This is a genomic window from Bradyrhizobium sp. DN3 (assembly GCF_041357655.1).
GTDB lineage: Bacteria > Pseudomonadota > Alphaproteobacteria > Rhizobiales > Xanthobacteraceae > Bradyrhizobium.
In genome coordinates, this window is sequence record NZ_JAULLN010000010.1 from 244,473 (window position 1) to 259,087 (window position 14,615).

Genomic DNA, 14,615 nt, shown 5'->3' on the forward strand with positions numbered 1-14,615 from the left:
GATGAAATCGGAACGGGGCTCTGGATTCTCGTTTTGACGCGTTTTCTTGACGCGAACCGGTACCCCACTTCGCTTGAAAGCGCTTTTCACCGCCGCCTCTTGCACGGGAAACGGAAAACCGGTTGATTTGAGGACAGTTTTCCTGAGTTGCGACGGGCTGGACCTTCCATGGTCAAACAGGCCAAAGCGCAGAGGATGCTGACTCACGACCAGATCTGGGGCGCGCTGGATCGGCTGGCTGCGCGCGCCGGGCTGTCGCCGTCCGGCCTTGCCAAACGCGCCGGGCTCGATCCCACCACCTTCAACAAGTCCAAGCGCGTCACCTCCGACGGCCGCGAGCGCTGGCCCTCGACCGAATCGATCGCGAAGGCGCTGGCGGCGGCCGGCTCCTCGATCGACAGCTTTGCGAGACTGATCGACGACGATGCCGGCGACGATCGCTCGGTGCCGCTGCTCAGCTTCGCACTCGCTGGTGCCAGTGGCGCTTTCGACGAATCCGGCGTTCCATCCGGCAAGGGCTGGACCGAAATCGCCCTTCCCACCGCCGAGGACGGCCACGCCTTTGCGCTGGAGATTTCCGGCGATGCGCTACAGCCTGCCTATCGCAACGGCGACGTCATCCTGATCTCGCCCGGCACGCCGATCCGCAAAGGCGATCGCATGGTGGTGAAGACCAAAGCGGGCGAGGTGACGGTCGCGACGCTGAAGCGCCGCACGGCGAAGGCGCTGGACTTGCAGCCGCTCGATGCGTCACGGACGGAGCGGACGATCGCGATGAGCGACGTCGCCTGGATCGCGCGGATCGTCTGGGCGAGCCAGTGATTGCGTCCCGCCCGGCGTGGTGACCGGGCGATGCGCCGCGGGCGACCTTGCGACTCACCGGCCCTCTCGCATAGGTTGCGCACCGATTGCCGATCAAATTCATCTCGGGGGAATATGATGAATCGCCGTCACGCATTGAAGGCCCTGGCGGGTCTCGCGCTTTGTCCGCTCTGCAAGCCGGCCTTCGCCGCCGAAGGCGTGCATTGGAGCTATGAGGGCGCCGGCGGTCCGGCCAAATGGGGCGATCTCGACGCGGCCAACAAGGCCTGCGCGATCGGCCTGCAGCAATCGCCGATCGACATCGAGGGGGCGATCAAGTCGCAATTGCCCGTTCTGAAGCTGAACTGGGCCAAGAGCGCCGACACCATCGTCAACAACGGGCACACGATCCAGCTCAACTTCGGCGAAGGCAGCACGCTCATGCTCGGCAACGTCAAGTACAAGCTGCTTCAGGTGCACTTCCACCGGCCCAGCGAGCACATGATCGGCGGCAAGAATTTTCCGATGGAGGCACATTTCGTCCATCGCAACGATGCCGGCGGGCTCGCCGTGATCGGCGTGCTGATGGCCGAAGGCAGGCCGAACGCAGCCTTCAGCAAGATCGTCAAGACCATGCCGGCCGCCGAAGGTCCCGCGGTGAAGGCCGATGCGACCATCGATCCTCACGCCATGCTGCCGCAGCGGCTCAGCTATTTCCGCTATCCCGGCTCGCTGACGACGCCGCCCTGCTCGGAGGTGGTCGAATGGCTGCTGCTGACCGACCCGATCCAGGTGTCAGCCGCCGATGTCGCCGCGTTCGCAAAACTCTATCCGATGAACGCGCGCCCGGTGCAGAAGGACAACCGGCGTTACGTGCTGCGCTCGATCTGAGCGGAGGAAACTACTTATCGACGTCGTCCTGGCGAAAGCCAGGACCCATTACCCCAGGAAGAAGTCGCTGTGCAAGTTGGCAACTCCGAGTCCCCGTAACACACCCGATGGTGGTTATGGGTCCTGGCTTTCGCCAGGACGACGCTGGGAAAGTGAGTTGCGCCAATAACGCAAACGCGTAGCCCGGATGGAGCGGCAAGCGTAATCCAGGACCACTGGTGCCGCGCGTGAAGACCCCGGATTTCGCTGCGCTCCATCCGGGCTACAGTTTTCTCACGCGCTTCGCGCCAGCGCACCGTCGATCATGTTCACCGCATTCTGGATGCCGTACACCGCGACGAAGGAGCCGAAGCGCGGGCCCTTCTCCTGGCCGAGCAGCACCTGGTAGAGCATGTTGAACCAGTCGAGCGTGACGCCGGGACGGCCATCCTTGCCCTTCTTGACCTGATCGAGGAACGGCTCGCGGCGGCCGACCTCGTAGACGACGTTCTGGATGTCCTCGGCCGAGGCATCCTGCGGCAGTTGCGACAGCGCATCGCGCAGGTCCTGGAGCGCGGCGCGCTCTGTGTCCGTGGGCACGCGGAACTGCTTCGTTGGCGCGACGAAGTCGCGGTAATAGTTGATGGCGTAGCCGACCATCGCATCGAGCTTCGGATGCGTCTGCGGGCTCACGCCGGGGCGGTAGCGGCCAATAAAACCCCACAGCGTCTCGGCATTCTCCGCGTTCGACGACGACACCAGCGTGAGCAAGAGCTGGAACGTCACTGGCATGTCGCCCTTCGGCGGCTTGCCGTTGTGGATGTGCCAGACCGGATTGCCGAGCTGCTGCTTGCCGTCCTGCTTGGCAAAGCCGTCGATGAATTGCTGGTAATCGTCGACATTGCGCGGGATGACGTCGAAATACAGCCGCTTGGCCGCCTTCGGCTCGCGATACATGAACAGCGACAGCGATTCCGGCGAGGCGTAGCGTAGCCATTCGTCGATGGTGAGGCCATTGCCCTTCGACTTCGAGATCTTCTGGCCCTTCTCGTCGAGGAAGAGCTCGTAGTTGAAGCCTTCCGGCGGTGTGGCGCCAAGCGCCCTGGCGATCGCGCCGGACAGCTTCACCGAATCGATCAGGTCCTTTCCGGCCATCTCGTAGTCGACGCCGAGCGCGACCCAGCGCATCGCCCAATCCGCCTTCCATTGGCATTTGACGTTGCCGCCGGTCACGGACGTCTCGACTTCCTGGTTGGTATCGGGGTCGACATAGGTCACCGTGCCGGCTGCGACGTCGCGGCGGATCATCGGCACTTGCAGCACGACGCCGGTCGTCCTGCTGATCGGCAGGAACGGCGAATAGGTGGCGCGGCGATCGGGGCCGAGTGTCGGCAGGATGATGGCCATGATCTTGTCGTAGGCGGCCAGCATCTTGAGCAGCGTCGCATCGAAGCGGCCCGATGTGTAGTAGTCGGTCGAGCTGGCGAACTCGTAGTCGAAGCCGAAATGATCGAGGAAGGCACGCAGGCGCGCATTGTTGTGATGCCCGAACGACGGGTGTTCGTTGGAGAACGGATCCGGCACCCGCGTCAGCGGCTTGCCGAGATGCGCGGCCAGCATGTCCTTGTTGGGGACGTTGTCGGGCACCTTGCGGAAGCCGTCCATGTCGTCGGAGAAGGCGAGCAGGCGCGTCTTGATCTTGTCTTCGGTCAGCACGCGGAAGGCGTGCCGCACCATCGAGGTGCGCGCGACCTCGCCGAACGTGCCGATATGCGGCAGGCCGGAGGGACCGTAGCCAGTCTCGAACAGCACCTCGTCCTTCGGGCTTTTCTTCAGCCGCGCGACAATGGCCTTCGCCTGCTCGAACGGCCAGGCGTTGGATTGTTCGGCGAGCGCACGCAGGTCGCTCGGGTTCGCAGCAAGATCGATAACGGACATCAGGGGGCCTCCGGGCCGCGGAAAATAGCGATTTCCGGGCAGAATGCAAAAGTTCGTGCGGCTGTCGCCGCGCTTACTCCCTCTCCCCGTTCTTACGGGGAGAGGGTTGGGGTGAGGGGCTGCTTCCGCGATCACGGTGAGAATTGGACTCGCGGAGAGTCCCCCTCACCCGGAATTTGCTCTCGCAAATTCCGGCCTCTCCCCGCACGCGGGGAGAGGCGAACAAGGAGCTAAAACGGGCTCACCGAAAAATACCGCAGCCACAGATCGGTGTAGCGGCCTTTTTCCCAGACGCGGAACAGGGCCCAGTTCAGGGCCTGGCGCAGCACGTCGTTGCCCTTGCGCACGGCGATGCCGATGCCCTCGCCGAAGAAGCGGCTCTCGACGAAGGGGCCGCCGGAGAAGGCGCAGCAATCGCCGGAATCGGTGCCGTTGATCCAGAACGCGAGCGAGATGGCGTCGCCGAAGATGAAATCAACTTCGCCCTTGCGTAAAGCGCTGCGGAGCGCATCGTCATTGGGATAGGCATGCAGCTCGGCGTCGGTGAACATCGTCTTGAGATACGCCTCGTGCGCGGAGCCGGCGATGACGCCGACCTTCTTGCCTTCGAGATATTCGGGACGGATCTCCGGCATCACTGCGTCCTTGCGCGAGACGAAACGCGCCGGCACCCGGTAATAGGGATCGGTGAAATCGACGCGGGCGCGAAGCTGTGGGCTCACGGCCATCGAGGCGATGATGGCATCGCCGCGGTTGGAGGTGAGCGCGTCGACCAGCGTCTCGAAGCGGCGCATCTGCACCGTGCAGGTGACCTTGATCTCGTCGCATAGGCTGCGTGCGAGATCGACGTTGAAGCCGGCCGGATTGCCGTCGGCGCCGGTGAAGTTGAACGGCGGATAGTCGGTCTCGGTCAGGAAGCGGATCACGGTCAGGCGCGACAGGTCCGGCCGCTCCGGCCGGCGCCGTGGGTCCCAGAAGCCCGGCACGGCCTGTGGGGCGGCCTGGGGTGCGGTTTGCGACGTGGCCTGGGGCGCCGTGGGTGGCCGCTTGGCTGGTGTCTGGGCGTTCGTGGCGCCGAGCCCTGCGAGCAGGCAAGCACCGATGGCCAGCCCCATCAGCAAACCACGGGCAGATTTCGACGATTTCGCCTGTTGCGATGGAGCCATCGGCCGGAAATGAACGAATTGCGTTGAGATCGGAGGGCCTTATAGACCATTCGGCCCGGAACGCGAGCGCCGATTGTGGCTGGTTGCGCTCCCTCCCCCGCAAGCGGGGGAGGGTCGGGGAGAGGGTGCCTCCTCTGGGCGAGAACCCCCAAGAGGAGAGAACCCTCACCCGCGCCTTCGGCGCGACCTCCCGCAAGCGGGAGAGGTGCAGCGGAGTTCGCCGCTCGGTCGAGCTCTTCTCAGAGATACCGCTTCAGCTCGGTCGCGGCCTCTTCAGGCGTCCGCTTCAAATTGAACGGCGAGACGAAGCGGCCGTCGCGGTCCATTAGATAGACCAGCGCGGTGTGGTCCATGGTGTAATCGCCGTCCTTGGTCGGGACCTTCTTGGCGTAGACACGGTAGGACGTGATCACCTTGGCGACCTCGGCGGGATCGCCGGAGAGGCCCTCAAGATGCGGATCGAAGCTCGTCAGATAGTCCTTCATCGCCGCCGGCGTGTCGCGCTCGGGGTCGACCGAGATGAAGATGGCATTGACCTTGTCGGCCTCCTTGCCCATCGCACGCAGCACTTCCGAGATCTCGAACAACGAGGTCGGGCAGACGTCGGGACAATGGGTGTAGCCGAAGAAGATCAGGGTCGGCTTGCCCTTCAGGGTCTTGTCGGTGACGGCCTTGCCGTTCTGGTCGGTGAGCTGGAAGGGACCGCCGATCGCCGCCGGTTGCGCCACCTTGCTCACGCCACCCATGGCCCAGAACATGATCAGCAGCCCGACAATGAGGCTTACGGCGAAGGCAGTTGCGATCACCAGCGGACGGGCGATGGAGCTCATTGGCGGAACACTTCCTATCGGGATCAGAAGCAGGCGGCGAAGCCGGTCCTGATCATTTCGAAGAACACCTGGGTGCCGTAATGGAACCAGAGCGCGAGGGCGGCGACCACGACCAGCGCGCCGAGACCTGCGCCCGCCCACAGCAGCACGGACGGCATCCGGCCGGCATTGGGCGAATTGTCCTGTAACGGATGGACCGGATGCAGTGGTTGAGCCATGGCAATGATCGGGGCGAAGGCCCCGGTTCCCAGGCTTTCAGATAGGCTTTGGGCCGCCCGCGGACAAGACGCCCGCGTCGGCCCAAAACGATCCCATCATGCTGCGAAGATCAGTGAAGCAGTTGGCCCCGAGCGGATTCGAGTTGCTCCGCTTGTGGGAGAGATCGGCGCGACGGCCTGTTGCTCGAGGCTTGCGCGTCCAGGTAGCAGGGCTTGTACATGGCCTCGAGCTGCTTGCCCCTCAGGAAGAGCATGCGTGGGGTCAGCCCGCCCCGCTGGCCGATCCAGCGCCTCACTTGCGAGGGATACATCGCATAGAGCATCTGGGTCGCTTCGGGATTGGTGACGGCGCGGCCATTGCTGCCGAAATCCCAGGCGGCGTGGAAACCGAGCGTTGCATGCGAGGTCACGCAGATGCGGTCGCGTGGGATGGCGCCGAGGACGATGGTGCAGGCGGAGGCGCAGAGGCCGTCGATAATGACGGTTTCGCCTGACTGACGCAGGTCCTGGTACCTGTCGACGTAGGTTCCGATCCTGCCGCCGCGGTCATCCGCGATACGAACCACTGCGTGAGAAGCCCCCATGCCGGCGATCAGGAGAATCGCCGCAAGCAACCCCGTCAGAAACTTCATTGTTCCCCGCCCCAGTCGGATTCGAATCTGCGTGTCAGTGGTGATGCACGGCTAGCGTCTGTCGACTCTGCAATTTTGTCTAGGCGCGTCGGCTCAGTCAAAACAAATTCAAATACACTGTTGCGTCCGCGCTGCACTCGGCTGGTCTCTATCCCGAAGTGGAACAAGTTAATGTTGTCTTACGGGCCGCACCCTTGATCTCAGTTGCAACCGCTGGCTTCAATCCGGGTAACTACCGGGGGGAACCCGTGGAGGGGGAAATACATGGCGGAAGAAACTGACGTTATCGTGGTCGGCGCGGGACTATCGGGCCTCGTAGCCGCAACCGAGATCGCGGACGCAGGCAAGCGCGTGATCGTGGTCGACCAGGAGGGCGAGCAGTCGCTCGGCGGCCAGGCATTCTGGTCGTTCGGCGGATTGTTCCTGGTCGATTCGCCGGAGCAGCGCCGGCTCGGCATCAAGGATTCCTACGAGCTCGCGCTCCAGGACTGGATCGGCACCGCCGGCTTCGACCGCGACGAGGATTTCTGGCCGCGGCAATGGGCCGAGGCCTATGTGGCGTTCGCGGCCGGCGAGAAGCGCGATTGGCTGCGCGCCATGGGCCATCGCATCTTTCCCGTGGTGGGCTGGGCCGAGCGCGGCGGGTATGACGCGATGGGCCACGGTAATTCGGTGCCGCGCTTCCATGTGACCTGGGGCACCGGCCCCGGCATCGTCGAGCCATTCGCGCGCCGCGCGCGCGAAGCGGCCCGAAGCGGCCGACTGACCTTCAGGTTCCGCCATCGCGTCGATGCGCTCTCCATCACTAACGGCACCGTGGATGGCGTCAGCGGCGCCGTTCTCGCCCCCGACACTATCGAGCGGGGCAAGAGCTCGTCACGCAACGTCGTCGGCGAGTTTGCGTTGAAAGCGCAAGCCGTGATCGTCGCCTCCGGCGGCATCGGCGGCAATCATGAGCTGGTGCGGCAGAACTGGCCGAAGCGGCTCGGCGAGCCGCCGAAATTCATGATCTCGGGCGTGCCCGAGCATGTCGATGGCCGCATGATCGGCATCACGGAAAAGGCTGGCGCGCGACTGATCAATCGCGACCGCATGTGGCATTACGTCGAGGGCATTCAGAACTGGAATCCCATCTGGCCGCGCCACGGCATCCGCATCCTGCCCGGCCCGTCCTCGATGTGGTTCGACGCCACGGGCACGCGGCTGCCGGCGCCGCTATTCCCCGGCTCCGACACGCTCGGCCAGCTCAAATACATCATGTCGACGGGCTATGATTATTCCTGGTTCATCCTGACGCAGAGCATCATCAAGAAGGAGTTTGCGCTGTCGGGCTCGGAGCAGAACCCCGACCTCACCGGCAAGAGCTGGCGCATGACCTTGCGCCGCGCCACCAACAAGGGGGCGCCGGCGCCGGTAGAGGCGTTCAAAAGCCACGGTGTCGACTTCATCGTGCGCGACAAGCTCGATGAGCTCGTTGCAGCCATGAACGAGCTCGCCGGCAGCGATCTCCTCAGGCTCGAGCACATCAGGATGCAAATCGAAGCGCGCGACCGCGAGATCGCCAACCCCTACGTCAAGGACGCGCAGGTGATGAACATCCACAATGCGCGCCGCTATATCGGCGACAAGCTGATCCGCACCGCCTCCCCGCACAGAATCCTCGATCCCGCGCATGGGCCGCTGATCGCGGTGAAGCTCAACATCCTCACCCGCAAGACGCTGGGCGGCTTCGAGACCGATCTCGAATCGCGCGTGTTCGGGGAAGAGGGCAGCGTCATCCCCGGCCTCTATGCGGTCGGCGAAGCCGCCGGCTTCGGCGGCGGCGGCGTGCACGGCTACCGCTCACTGGAGGGCACTTTCCTCGGCGGCTGCCTGTTCTCGGGGCGCAATGCCGGCCGCTCCGCGGCGAAGGCGGTGGGGTGACCGACGAGGCTGGCGGGTGCGCGGCGGCGCACCCGCCTCAGCCGCGGCGAAGCAAGTCCTGCAACAAGCGTTCGGTCAGCGAGAGCTGATCGAGCCGCAGAGACAACAGCTCGTTCAGCTCGGCCATGTGGACTCGAAGTCTCTTGGCTTCCGGCCCGTCATCGAGATTTCGGACAAAGTCGCCGAGCGCCCTGAGACATTGCTGCATCGTCGCGATGCTTTGCTGCAGCGATTTGCGGTCTCTGCTGGTGTTGGCGACCAGGCTGGTTTGGTTGAGCGGCAACGCGATGACGTTATCGACCGCGCCCGCGAGCGATTCTTGTGTGGTTCGATCGGCCATCGCGTTCCCCCATGCGATACTCGTAGGGCACCTCGTCTCTTCGGGTCAGGCTGCGCGCACGGTGGTCAGGAACTGCTCGACCTCGGAGTGCAATCGCGCGCTGTCCTTCGACAGCATTTGCGCCGAGGCAAGCACCTGGGTTGAAGCCGAACCAGTCTCCGCCGCCCCGTGCTTCACATCGCTGATGTTGGCTGCGACCTGGTCGGTGCCTTGCGCCGCCTGCTGGATGTTGCGGGCAATCTCCTGCGTCGCCGCTCCTTGCTCTTCGACCGCCGAGGCGATCGCCGAAGAAATCTCCGAGATCCTGCCGATTGTTCCGCTGATCTCCTTGATCGCGATCACCGATTCCTGGGTGGCGGCCTGAATGTCGGCAATCTGGTGACCGATCTCTCCGGTTGCCTTCGCTGTCTGCTCGGCCAGCGCCTTGACCTCGGACGCAACCACGGCAAAGCCGCGCCCGGCTTCGCCGGCTCGCGCCGCTTCGATCGTGGCGTTCAGAGCGAGCAGATTGGTCTGCCCCGCGATCGTGTTGATGAGTTCGACGACGTCGCCGATGCGGGTGGCCGCCTGCGACAGCTTGTTGACCCGATCATTGGTCCTCTGCGCCTGCTCCACCGCCGCGCCGGCAATTCTTGCGGCGTCCTGCACTTGGCGGCCGATTTCGGTCACGGATGAGCTCATCTCTTCGGTGGCGGAGGCAACCGATTGAACATTGGTCGACGCTTCCTCGGACGCGGTAGAGACAACGCTCGAGAGCTCCTGGGTGTTCTCCGCGGTCTTGCTCAGGGTCCGGGCCGCCGCTTCGAGCTCGGTCGATGAGGACGACAGCGTCTTCACGATGTCGCCGACCGCGTCCTCGAACTGACCCGCGAGCCTGTGCATGTCGGCTTTGCGTTGAGCGGCCGCGCGAGCCTCCGTCTGTGCCTGCTCGGCGCGCAGACGATCGGCCTCGATCATATTGTCTTTGAACACCTGGACCGCATTGGCCATCTCGCCGACCTCGTCGGTGCGGCCCACGCAGGGAACGTTCGTGGAGGTGTCGCCGCCGGCGAGCTTGCCCATAGCAAAGGTCATTCCCCGGATCGGGGCGGCGATCGAGCGGGACGTGAACAATGCGATTGTCCCGCCGAGGCCGACTCCCGCGGCCAACAGAGTCCACAGGACCAGCTTCAGCAGCGAGATGCTGTCCTGCACGCCGCGCGTCTCCTCGACGAGCATCCGCTTCTGATTAGACTTGATGCCTCCCGAGCGGGTGCCGTCGACGCCCTTGGGCCCGTCGAGCAGGTCGAGAATCCTTGCGGCGCGTGGCGCGGCTTCGGTCACCAGCAGATAAACCGGCGCGTTCCAGTCCGGGGACTCGCGAAGCGCGAAGATCCTTTCATAGAGGGGCGCGAACTCGCTTTTCGCCTTTGCGATCTTGTCGAAGGACGCCTGTTGCGAAGGAGTGAGCAGGTCCTTTCGCGCATTGACTCCCGCATAGCCTTTCTCAAATGCCTCCCACGGCCTTCCGAATTTTTCCTTGTCGGTCTTTTCGCCCGAGAGCAGGTACATCCGGAGCAGGGCCGTGGCAGCGGCAAAATTACCCCGCGTGTCGGCCATCGCCTTAAGCAACTTCTTCCGTTCTGGCGTAGCTTCCTGTGCTTCCTCCTGATCGATCATCTTCGTGATCTCGGAGAAGATCACGTCTGCGCGCGGGCCGGCCTCGCCGACCATGAGCTTGGTCGCCGGATAGGCGTCAGGGGTGAAAGCGATCGCTTCGGCCTTGTCCTGCGCCGCACGAAACTCGGCGAGCAGCAGCTTGGCTTGCTCCCATTTTTGCCTGTTCTCGGGATTGGTGAATTGCGCCGCCTGCTCTTCGAACGCAGCTACAGTCCTATCCATCTCCTTCCACATTGACATGCGATCGAGCTTGCCTTGCGGATTCCCGCTCAGCAAATAGCCGCGCAGGGTCGCGAGCGTGGAATAGAGATTGCCGATCAGCTCGGTGCTCGCCAGCGCGACCGGCGTGCGCAGGTTCGTCATGCGATTGACCGTCGTTGAAATGCGCCCGACCTCGAACATGGTGTAGCCGGCGGAAAGGGCGATGATGGCGCAGACTGCAGCAAATCCGGCAATCAACCGGCCACCGATACGAAATTTGAAATAAGACATTGGCAAACACTCCGAAGCTATGGCCGCCATGGCCTAAGACGTCGCATAAAAATCCCTGCGCGGACGATGCCGCAGACGGATACGATCGTTTGACATGACCAGATCGGGCGATGCCCCATCATTCCGATCGTGGCGCATTGGCGCGCCCGGCTGGCAATGATCCCGGATCGGTCGAAGCGCGTGCCGCTAGAACAATCCGGACGATGATGCAGCGCCCCGTTACCCCGCTACTACCGTCAGTTTCACGTCCTGCCGACTCTGACTTGGACGTGTGCGGGTAAGGTGACCAAAAATTGCTTATCGCGGCATTAAGAAAAATTTGTTCGCGAGGTCTCTCAGCGAGCAAAAATTGCGCGCTACTTCTGCAGCCGGAATTAAAGTGCGAGGCCTTGCCAGGATTTTGTTGTCTCTCAATCGACAGAGCGCTGCGCCAACATCAAAACTGGTGCGAAGCGGACCCGATCTCACTCGATCTGCGCAAAAAAGATGGCTGCCGCGATTGGCTGCTTGACGATCATCTTGGCCTCACGCCAGGTTTTCCGGCTCCGAAGATAAGCTCAATGCCCGCAGACGAGAGTGCGTCGCAAACAATCGTCAATGTCTCGTCGGGCAGTCGCAAGAGACCGTTCTGCTCCTCAAGCCGGCGAATCACGGCAGCAGAAATCCCGGTCCGCGCGGCGAGCTGTTTCACCGACCAGTTCAGCATGCCGCGGGCCGCGCGCAATTGCGCCCCCGTCAATCTCGACGGCGCTGCCTGTTCGATCGAGAGTCGATCCTCGTGCACGTCCGTGGAGATTCCCAACCATTCCCGAATACCGCCATTCGCATCCGGGACCGGCACAGCCCTGCAATGATACCAGCGATAAGAGCCGTCGGACTGGCGTAGCCTATGCTCGACATCGTAGAGCTCTCCCGTTTGGGCAGCAGCCGCCCAGATCCGCAAAGCCGCTTCGCGTTCCTCTTCGGGGAGCAGATCGACCCAGCCCTTGCCGAAGAACCGGTGCGCGTCCGGCTTGTTCTCCGCATTCAAGAGCGCAGTAATCCGGCCGTCCTGACTGCCGACCCACAGCAATCCGCCGGCGACCTGCATCATCGCCGCGTAGCGACCTGCATCTGTCTTGAGAGGCTGCAGCGAGCTGCGTTGTTCGGTGATGTCGATGGCGACGCCGACCACGCATTCCGGCTCGCCGGCGGAGTTCAAAAAAGTCTCGGACTGGATACGGATCCAGCGCAGTGCACGATTCGGCCGGATGATGCGAAACTCGCCGTCGAGCAAAGACCGGTCGAAGGCCAATTCGCGTGGATCGCGCTGCGGACGGCGATCCTCCGGATGAATTCGTCTCTCGATTTCCGCATAGCTGGGCGCGACGGCTTGGGGATCGAGGCCCAGCAGGCCGTAGAAGCCACGCGACCACTGCATCCGGCCTTCGGCATCGCAGCGCCAGACGCCAGTCCCAAATTTTTCTTCAAAAAGACGAAGTATCTCTGAAGGGTCGAGGTAGTTTTCCAGGTGGCGCAATTCAGCCTCCTGTCGTGAAAATTAAATCTCATCTATTAATTGCAGTCTATCTCACTTCCGCTCGTTGACGCAGCTCAATTCGCGATTGCTGCAAGATATTTGTGCAATCCAGCGGTATATATACATGCGGTCGAAGGTCGCGCCGAGATCTTGAATTTGGTTACGTGCGTCGAAGCGGCTAGACGCTATCGATGGTACCGATCATGGCCTGGATGATACGACCCGCCTTGCACGTTGCCCCGTTCTGGCTGGCCGTGATCTGCTGCTTCTCTCCTGCGTCGGCCGAAACGATCGACGTCAACGGCGTGAAGCGCTCCTACACCGCGCAGCTGCCGGCGAAAAAGCCGGCACCGCTCGTCATCGTGCTGCATGGCAAGACCCAGCGCGGTGCCGACATGGTCGCGCGGACGGCGTGGCCGCAGCTTGCCAAGCGCGAGGGGCTTGCGGTCGTCTTTCCGGACGGGCTCAACCATGCCTGGGCCGATGCGAGGACCAAGGCGGGACCCGCGCTCCGCGGCCCACCCGATGACACCGATGACGTCGCGTTCATCGCAAAGCTGGTCGAGAAGCTGGTGGCCGACGGCACGGCCGATGCGAAGCGCGTTTATGTCACCGGCATCTCCAATGGCGGCGCCATGGTGATGACGCTGGTTTGTGCTCGCGCCGATTTGTTTGCGGCGGGCGCGAGCGTGATCATGAACCTCACTGAAGAGGCCGCCGTGACCTGCCATCCGTCGCGCCCGTTGCCGATGCTGCTCATGAACGGCACCGCCGATCCGCTGGTGCCCTATGAGGGCGGGCGCGGATCGAGCTATTATGCCGCAGACGGGTTCTGGTCGACGGACGAGACGCTGGCATTCTGGCGCAGCCTCAATGGCTGTGAGACCGATGACGCCGGGGTGACCGATATGCCCGACAGGGCGCCCGCAGACCAGTCCACCGTGACGCGGATCAGTTCGCGCTGTCCGACAGGGCACGACGTCGTGCTCTATCGCATCAACCATGGCGGCCACCGTATGCCCGGATTTGCACCGGACGCGCGTTTCCCGAAAGTCGCGACCAAACTGCTCGGCCCGCAGAACAGCGACATCGACGGCGCCGAGACGATCTGGGCTTTCTTCAGCCAATTTCGCTGAGCGGCGCATCGCGCGCAGGCAACGCATGCGTGCCTGGCAACGCATGCGTGCCTGGGGTGGCAGAGGGCGGGTCGCTGGGCTAGACAGGGCCGCCCTTCCACCAGGAGACCCCAAATGAGCATTCAGCGTTTTGAAACCGGCCCGCGCATGAGCCAGGTCGTCGTGCACGGCAACACCGTCTATCTCGCCGGCGTCGTCGCGAACAAGGCCGCCGGCGAAAGCGTGACGAAACAGACCCAGGACATCCTGGCAACCATCGACGGTCACCTCGCCAAGGCCGGCACCGACAAATCGAAGCTGCTCTCGGCCACGATCTACATCACCGACATGAAGACGTTCGGCGAGATGAACGCGGTGTGGGACGCCTGGGTCTCGCCAGGCAATACGCCGGCCCGCGCCACTGTCGAAGCCAAGCTGGCGGCGCCGCAATACACCGTCGAGATCATGGTGACCGCGGCGAAGTGACGCCCGCATGAGATTATGCGTGCGCCGATGACCTCCCAGGTAATCGATCGGCGCGCGCATTCCTTCGATAGTCGCGGTCAGCCGGACAACACGGCGCCATCGAAGGAGAGTACCATGACCGACCCCGTCACCATCGCCCGCCGCTACATCGAGCTCTGGAACGAACGCGCCGCCGGCCGCCGCCGCGAGCTGCTCCGCGCGAACTGGACGGCGGATGCGAACTATGTCGATCCCCTGATGAAGGGCGATGGCCAGGACGGCATCGACGCGCTGATCGCCGGTGTGCAGCAGCGCTTTCCCGATTTCAGATTCAAGCTGATCGGCGAGCCCAACGGCTACGGCGACCATGTGCGCTTCTCGTGGGGACTTGGTCCTGACGGCGTCGACAGCCCGATCAAGGGGACGGACTTCGCCGTGCTGAAGGACGGCCAGATCAGGAGCGTGACAGGATTCTTGGATCAAGTGCCCGCGGGGGCGTGAGGTCTCTTAGCCTCCCCTGGAGGGGGAGGGTCGGCTCACATTGAGCGCAGCGAAAATGTGAGACGGGGTGGGGTGACAGTCTCTCCACGGCAGCGGTGCCCGAGTGGAGAGATCACCCCACCCCGCTCGCGCTGCGCGCGATCGAC

Annotated in this window: 14 protein-coding genes; 6 read left to right on the forward strand and 8 right to left on the reverse strand. The window is 63.4% G+C overall.

Going from position 1 to position 14,615, the window contains the following annotated elements; translation table 11 throughout:
- The first annotated feature begins 168 nt into the window (after positions 1-168).
- Together AAE027_RS17510 and AAE027_RS17515 are read left to right on the forward strand one after the other, a co-directional pair.
- Positions 169-822 carry a S24 family peptidase gene (locus tag AAE027_RS17510; RefSeq protein WP_370987788.1) on the forward strand — a complete coding sequence of 218 codons (654 nt, stop codon included), beginning with the start codon at positions 169-171 and terminating at the stop codon, positions 820-822.
- A 117-nt stretch (positions 823-939) separates the two neighbouring features.
- Positions 940-1,692 carry a carbonic anhydrase gene (locus AAE027_RS17515; protein ID WP_370988010.1) on the forward strand — a complete coding sequence of 251 codons (753 nt, stop codon included), beginning with the start codon at positions 940-942 and terminating at the stop codon, positions 1,690-1,692.
- Positions 1,693-1,965: 273 nt separating this feature from the next.
- On the opposite strand, the gene AAE027_RS17520 is transcribed toward AAE027_RS17515, so the two are convergent.
- The 5 genes from AAE027_RS17520 to AAE027_RS17540 form a co-directional block, all read right to left on the reverse strand.
- Positions 1,966-3,609, reverse strand: a complete 1,644-nt coding sequence (locus AAE027_RS17520) for a lysine--tRNA ligase (protein ID WP_370987787.1) — start codon at positions 3,607-3,609, stop codon at positions 1,966-1,968.
- A 230-nt stretch (positions 3,610-3,839) separates the two neighbouring features.
- Entirely contained in the window at positions 3,840-4,775 is a 936-nt protein-coding gene (locus tag AAE027_RS17525) for a transporter substrate-binding domain-containing protein (RefSeq protein ID WP_370987786.1), read from the reverse strand.
- Between the two features lie 239 nt (positions 4,776-5,014).
- Positions 5,015-5,605 carry an SCO family protein gene (locus AAE027_RS17530; protein ID WP_370987785.1) on the reverse strand — a complete coding sequence of 197 codons (591 nt, stop codon included), beginning with the start codon at positions 5,603-5,605 and terminating at the stop codon, positions 5,015-5,017.
- A gap of 23 nt (positions 5,606-5,628) precedes the next feature.
- Positions 5,629-5,823 (reverse strand): hypothetical protein, encoded by a 195-nt coding sequence (locus AAE027_RS17535; protein ID WP_370987784.1) that lies wholly within the window; start codon positions 5,821-5,823, stop codon positions 5,629-5,631.
- A 110-nt stretch (positions 5,824-5,933) separates the two neighbouring features.
- Positions 5,934-6,455, reverse strand: coding sequence for a Clp protease/crotonase-like domain-containing protein (locus AAE027_RS17540; protein WP_370987783.1), 522 nt, complete (start codon positions 6,453-6,455; stop codon positions 5,934-5,936).
- A gap of 264 nt (positions 6,456-6,719) precedes the next feature.
- Between AAE027_RS17540 and AAE027_RS17545 the strand changes: the two genes are divergently transcribed.
- The gene (locus tag AAE027_RS17545; protein WP_370987782.1) at positions 6,720-8,378 is read left to right on the forward strand and encodes an FAD-binding dehydrogenase; all 1,659 of its coding nucleotides are present in this window, start codon (positions 6,720-6,722) and stop codon (positions 8,376-8,378) included.
- Positions 8,379-8,415: 37 nt separating this feature from the next.
- Here AAE027_RS17545 and AAE027_RS17550 read toward each other — a convergent pair whose 3' ends face one another.
- The 3 genes from AAE027_RS17550 to AAE027_RS17560 form a co-directional block, all read right to left on the reverse strand.
- Positions 8,416-8,718 carry a hypothetical protein gene (locus AAE027_RS17550; protein ID WP_370987781.1) on the reverse strand — a complete coding sequence of 101 codons (303 nt, stop codon included), beginning with the start codon at positions 8,716-8,718 and terminating at the stop codon, positions 8,416-8,418.
- A 45-nt stretch (positions 8,719-8,763) separates the two neighbouring features.
- Complete coding sequence (locus tag AAE027_RS17555) at positions 8,764-10,869, reverse strand: methyl-accepting chemotaxis protein (protein WP_370987780.1); 2,106 nt, start codon at positions 10,867-10,869, stop codon at positions 8,764-8,766.
- A 514-nt stretch (positions 10,870-11,383) separates the two neighbouring features.
- Positions 11,384-12,388, reverse strand: a complete 1,005-nt coding sequence (locus tag AAE027_RS17560; protein WP_370987779.1) for a PAS domain-containing protein — start codon at positions 12,386-12,388, stop codon at positions 11,384-11,386.
- Positions 12,389-12,600: 212 nt separating this feature from the next.
- On the opposite strand from AAE027_RS17560, the gene AAE027_RS17565 reads away from it, so the two are divergent.
- The 3 genes from AAE027_RS17565 (at position 12,601) to AAE027_RS17575 (ending at position 14,469) form a co-directional block, all read left to right on the forward strand.
- Positions 12,601-13,524 (forward strand): CE1 family esterase, encoded by a 924-nt coding sequence (locus AAE027_RS17565; protein WP_370988009.1) that lies wholly within the window; start codon positions 12,601-12,603, stop codon positions 13,522-13,524.
- A 114-nt stretch (positions 13,525-13,638) separates the two neighbouring features.
- The gene (locus AAE027_RS17570; protein ID WP_027575148.1) at positions 13,639-13,989 is read left to right on the forward strand and encodes a RidA family protein; all 351 of its coding nucleotides are present in this window, start codon (positions 13,639-13,641) and stop codon (positions 13,987-13,989) included.
- Between the two features lie 114 nt (positions 13,990-14,103).
- Entirely contained in the window at positions 14,104-14,469 is a 366-nt protein-coding gene (locus tag AAE027_RS17575) for a nuclear transport factor 2 family protein (protein ID WP_370987777.1), read from the forward strand.
- Positions 14,470-14,615 lie beyond the last annotated feature (146 nt).